General features: G+C 56.8%; 6 protein-coding genes and 1 pseudogene. 4 read left to right on the top strand and 3 right to left on the bottom strand.

The features are described 5' to 3' along the window. Positions 1–426: 426 nt before the first annotated feature. Positions 427–528: pseudogene (locus tag C468_RS19280) on the top strand (transposase); the annotation flags it as partial. On the opposite strand, the gene C468_RS17305 reads toward C468_RS19280, so the two are convergent. Continuing rightward, positions 511–798 (bottom strand): HalOD1 output domain-containing protein, encoded by a 288-nt coding sequence (locus C468_RS17305; RefSeq protein ID WP_080510579.1) that lies wholly within the window; start codon positions 796–798, stop codon positions 511–513. The pseudogene C468_RS19280 and the gene C468_RS17305 sit on opposite strands and share 18 nt — an antisense overlap. A gap of 424 nt (positions 799–1,222) precedes the next feature. On the opposite strand from C468_RS17305, the gene C468_RS01260 reads away from it, so the two are divergent. Further along, positions 1,223–1,453, top strand: coding sequence for a UPF0058 family protein (locus C468_RS01260; protein WP_049911832.1), 231 nt, complete (start codon positions 1,223–1,225; stop codon positions 1,451–1,453). A 423-nt stretch (positions 1,454–1,876) separates the two neighbouring features. Next, the gene (locus tag C468_RS17295; protein WP_161609713.1) at positions 1,877–2,173 is read left to right on the top strand and encodes a HalOD1 output domain-containing protein; all 297 of its coding nucleotides are present in this window, start codon (positions 1,877–1,879) and stop codon (positions 2,171–2,173) included. On the opposite strand, the gene C468_RS18450 is transcribed toward C468_RS17295, so the two are convergent. Beyond that, positions 2,170–2,352: a hypothetical protein gene (locus tag C468_RS18450; RefSeq protein ID WP_080510578.1), complete on the bottom strand. Its 183-nt coding sequence runs from the start codon at positions 2,350–2,352 to the stop codon at positions 2,170–2,172. The genes C468_RS17295 and C468_RS18450 overlap by 4 nt on opposite strands. Positions 2,353–2,401: 49 nt before the next feature. Further along, positions 2,402–2,758: a hypothetical protein gene (locus C468_RS01255; protein ID WP_008847054.1), complete on the bottom strand. Its 357-nt coding sequence runs from the start codon at positions 2,756–2,758 to the stop codon at positions 2,402–2,404. Positions 2,759–3,666: 908 nt separating this feature from the next. Between C468_RS01255 and C468_RS01250 the strand changes: the two genes are divergently transcribed. Continuing rightward, entirely contained in the window at positions 3,667–4,947 is a 1,281-nt protein-coding gene (locus C468_RS01250) for an amidohydrolase (RefSeq protein ID WP_008847052.1), read from the top strand. The last annotated feature ends 141 nt before the right edge of the window (positions 4,948–5,088 follow it).

The following is a 5,088-nucleotide window of genomic DNA, read 5'->3' as shown; positions in this document are numbered from 1 at the left end:
GTTCGTTCACTCACTCTCGCCGGAGGATCTGTCGAGACAGCGGTTGAGTGTCTCGTTATCGGGTCTTTCCGTAGTTCTACATAAGAGCGGTCGAATTAACCAACATTTTGATCTGTGCCGATCACTGTCACCGACGGACAAACATCCCCCCGTCAACAGCATCCCACTGAGGCCAAGAAAAGATCGGCGCAAGGGTGTGGGATATCTCATATATGTGTTTTTATAAACAATTAAATATTTTTGTAGGATCTCCGTCTATCACTCGGCTTTGCCCACGGCGGACCCAGTGGACTGCTCTAGCCCGTCAAACAGTTGATTTGCGTCCTCGCAGACTTGCGCGTACAGCTGATCCGCGTCAAACTCCACTTCAGACACATCGGGTACCGACCAGCGGATGGGCTCATTCTCTCCCGCCCTCTCGAGTACAGAGGGACGCTGACCCTGAACGGCGAATTTATTGCCTCCGTCAGTTCGACGGCAGAAGGGGAGTCCACTGACAAGCCCACGACTTCAGTCGTGGGTCACTGACTTGTCAAACTCCACCACGTTCCACCGGTCTGAGTTGTCATTCTGAATTGGGCAAACGTAGACGGTATTATTTGAGTGAACAAGGACTCTGTGATCGGCGTAGGAAAATGTAACCGTCACATCGTGAGAGCGGTCCTCCGTAACGATCGCCGCTAATCCCTCTAGGTCAATTGACTGAGAGAGTGGGGGTAGCTCTTCTATCGGTGTGACCAACGCCTCGGAAACAGACTCGGCGATAGTCAGGAGCGGCTCCTCTGAGGATTCTCTCATTGAATTATTATTGCGACTCCACCTCATAGTAACAATCGCCGTATTAATTTTATTCTGATATTATTCAAAACGCTCTGATTGAGTTTTGAAATCCTTTTTAATGGGTCTGATTAATAGCTGTTTCAGGTGCATTACTCGCATTCTGACTCTATTGAAACCTTCTCTGTCAGACATATTTTCATTTGAGATAGTTATTAGTAAAAACGAAGTGATGATTATCTGAGTTACTATGGGGTTTGATATCTATTCACGTATACATGGAACGTAGACGAGTATTGTTCACGTCGACATCTCACTCGTCATTACCATTGGCACACAGCTATCCCACACACATACGTCGGCCAGGATTCAGAGACGTTGCTTGGGCGTACGTTGAGTGTCTGGAATGGAAGTCGAGACGCTTACACTCGGGGGAGGTGAGATTATGCGCAAGAAAGAACTCATTTCGATTCACGCCCTGCTTTTGGAAGTCGCACAGCATCTGATCGAGAATGAAAATATGCCAGCCCGGAGGATGTCCACGTATCATGCACTTGGTGTGACTCCATTAGGCATTCACAAGTCGAAACAAGACCATTACGAAGCGATCACTGTTCTCATCAAGACAATCGAAGAAGAGTTCGAACAGATCCCAATGCCTCCTGTTTCCCCATAATTACACGAGATAGCCACGAAGTTACGCGGAACAGAATCCCTGCTTCTGCATACTTAGCGATGCGATTCGATTTTGATCATTGGGTTTCCGCTCGCATCGGCAGTGATGGTGGCTGTCGTGGTATCTGCCTCGAACTGGAGCGTCATCTTGAGATTCCGTTCCTGAAAGAGTCCGTCAAGTGCGTCTGTATTAATCTCGTCACATAGATGCAAGGCCGGAAGCCCACGACTTCAGTCGTGGGTCGCTGCAACTGCTGTACTTAGCTGTTCGCCCTCATCTGGCTCGTAGTGAAATTCACGTGTGCTTCCCACCCACACAGATTAGATGTTAATAGAATAATACTTCCTATTATAAATCGTGACTTTAATTGTATTGAGTAGTATGTTGCTTATTACCATGTGAGGGGGTCTCGATAGTAGTTATATGAGAACGTCTTCAGAGGAACTCCTTGTGGCTATTACTGAGGCTGTTTCCGACGCGCTGAACACGCCGATGGAACAGTTGCCCCCACTCTCTCAGTCAATTGATCTTGATGCATTAGTGGAAATTGTTACAGAGAATCGATCCCATGATGTGACGGTTACATTTTCCTACGCCGGTCACAGAGTTCTCGTTCACTCAGACGACACCGTCTATGTTCGCCCGATCCAGAATGACAACACAGATCGGTTGAACACGGTGTATTTTGACAAGGAGCAACCACGCAGAGGACACAGCTAATTACTTGTCACCCCTGACCGACCACTCCCTCCTTGACTTCCTCCCACGACTGAAGTCGTGGGCTCTCTCCTGTGTTCTCTGTAGTAGTTCTCCAACACCCGGTCTTCGCCGTGTTCATCGACGGCTTCTTCGATGTACGGGGCGGCCTCCGGATACTCCACGGTGAGTGTGTTTGTCATGGCTGTTGTGGGGGGATTGAGTCGCTCCGACACGTGGACAGATGGACGTTCAGGCGTCGGCGAACTCGGCCAGTGAGTGGTTCGAACTGCTACTGTTCCACTTGCCGATTTGGATGATCTCAAACGTCTCAATCGGGGCGTCGATCATGTCTGCGATTTGGGTCTGAACCGCAGACGGGAGACTCTCAACGGGGATCGCCGTGAGCGCGTGATCGGTGAGGAGATGACTGGTGGCGAGGCTTGTCGGAGCGACAACAATCACGTTTGCCCCGTCGACATCGTTGAGCGCGAGTTGGGCATCCCGATACTGGTGAACGGTCGCATCCAATTCCTCTACGGGAAAGAGGCAGTCAGCAGCCCCGAATTCGATCCTCGCCCCTGCTGACCCAAAATGCCCTTTGAGCATAAATACTCACAAATATATGTCCTATAGACATTAACGTTGTGGTGAATGAGGTGGTGATCTGTCCCACTACGGCCATTTCCCAGTTTGAATAGCCCGCCCGCTACAGCGGACTATTTTTTCCCCCGTCCAGCTTCCGGTGAATCCGCTTGCCTCTCGTCGCATCGTCGGGTTCGCTGACTGTCACACCGCTCGTAAGTAACGGCGGTTTGGCACCGCCAGTCAGCCACCGTTTCGTGATGGGTTAAACGGGTTCCCGAAGAAGAAATCGGACTCATGCTTGCGAACCTGAAACTCCCACCGCTCGGGATTCCTCCGCGTTCACGCGGAGGAGGATATCAACAATGAAAACGAAGTCGAACAGTAACTCAGGTGAAGGTACGCGAGTGACGGTCGATATACCCCTCCAAGACGGTCGCCTATTCAAAGGTGAAGCCACTGATGGTTCTCCACGGTGAGGTCGATGAGTGACCGTCGACAATAATCGCTCGCTCACCGGAGCACTGAGATGTAGTTTTGGAAGTCGCGGGACGCCGATCGACCGAAGATTTCGGGTGTCGTCGGTACCGGATATTCTGCGTTGTCGCAAGTCGCTGGCAGCCACCCGAAGGTCGGTCAGTCGTCGAGGCGCTGGAGCAATTGCGTGACATAGAGACTGTTCTCCCAGTTCCGGTGTGGACTGATCGTCGTGATTAGCGTTCGAGCCTCCTCGTGGCTCATGTACTCGTTTCGAGCGTCGTCAACGACGAGCCGGGGCGTGGGGACGATCTCAGCCGCGGGCGAGGGCAGCCGCGGACGATGTCAGACGCGGTCGACACGGACCGATTCTCGCGGCGGACGTCGTCTGTGGCGACCGGAGAGATGAGTTATCGACTACCGTTAAGTAGCCTGACCTCTTTCGATTCGAGCAGATGTCCCACGACGCGCGAGCGAGACTGAGCGACCTCCGGCGGGCGTTCCACCGTCACCCGGAGCCGGGGTGGCGCGAGTTCCGGACGACCGCGCGCGTCGTCGAGGAGCTCGATCGGATCGGCGTCGACGAGATCGCCGTCGGCCGCGACGCCCTCGCGACCGACTCGCGGATGGCCGTCCCCGACGACGACGAGATCCGCCCGTGGCTCGACCGCGCCCGTCGGGCCGGGGTCAGCGACGACCTCCTCGAGCGCACTGCGGGCGGCCACACGGGCGTCGTTGCGACGCTCTCGCAGGGCGAGGGCCCGTGTATCGGCCTGCGCGTCGACCTCGACGCCATCTCGATCCACGAGTCCGAGGACCCCGACCACCGGCCGACGGCGGAGGGGTTCCGCTCTGAACACGACGGCTACATGCACGCCTGCGGTCACGACGCCCACCTCGCGATCGCACTCGGAGCGATCGAGGCGATCAGAGAGAGCGCCTTCGAGGGGACGCTCAAGGTGTTCTTCCAGCCCGCGGAGGAAATCTCCGGCGGCGGGAAGGCGATGGCCGAGAGCGGCCACCTCGATGATGTCGACTACCTCTTCGCGCTCCACATCGGGCTCGACCACCCGACCGGCGAGATCGTCGCCGGCGTTGAGAGTCCCCTGGCGATGGCACACCTGACGGCCACCTTCGAGGGGGCGAGCGCCCACGCGGGAAAGTCGCCGAATGAGGGGGCGAACGCCATGCAGGCCGCCGCGGCTGCGATCCAGAACGCGTACGGGATCGCGCGCCATAGCGACGGAGCGACGCGGGTGAACGTCGGCAAGATCGAGGGTGGCTCCGCGAGCAACGTCATCGCCGAGGAGGTGACCATCGAGGCGGAGGTCCGCGGCGAGACGACCGCGCTAATGACGTACGCGCGTACCGAACTCGAACGGGTCCTCTACGCGGCCGCCGAGCTCCACGACTGCGACGTCGCCCCGCGCATGATCAGCGAGTCGCCGTGCGTCGACAGCCACCCGGCGCTCCGGGAGGTCGTCGGAAACGTTGCGTGGGACGTCGACGGCGTCGAGCGCGTGATCCCGACCGAGGAGCTCGGCGTGAGTGAGGACGGCACGTACCTGATGGGGCAGGTCCAGGAAGCGGGCGGGCTCGCCTCGTACGTGCTCATCGGAACCGATCACCCGACGAGCCACCACACCCCGACGTTCGACGTCGACGAGGAGAGCCTCGCAATCGGGGCCGACTTGCTGTCGGACGCGTTCGTCGCGCTCTCGCGGCGGCGCCCGTAGCGGGACGCGGGCCGGAGATGTTCGGCTCAGGCGGCGGCGTTCGTTGGAGCGATCAGCAGTTTTCGAGGCGGAGCCTCCGGCCTCAAGGAGCGAGGGGTTCCGACGCTCAGTCGGAAGCGCGACGCGAGTAGGCCGGAGAGG

It is taken from the genome of Halorubrum kocurii JCM 14978 (assembly GCF_000337355.1).
In the GTDB taxonomy this organism is placed as follows: Archaea; Halobacteriota; Halobacteria; order Halobacteriales; family Haloferacaceae; genus Halorubrum; species Halorubrum kocurii.
The sequence above is the reverse complement of the archived record's forward strand: the minus strand, read 5'-3'. Positions and strand labels throughout refer to the sequence as shown.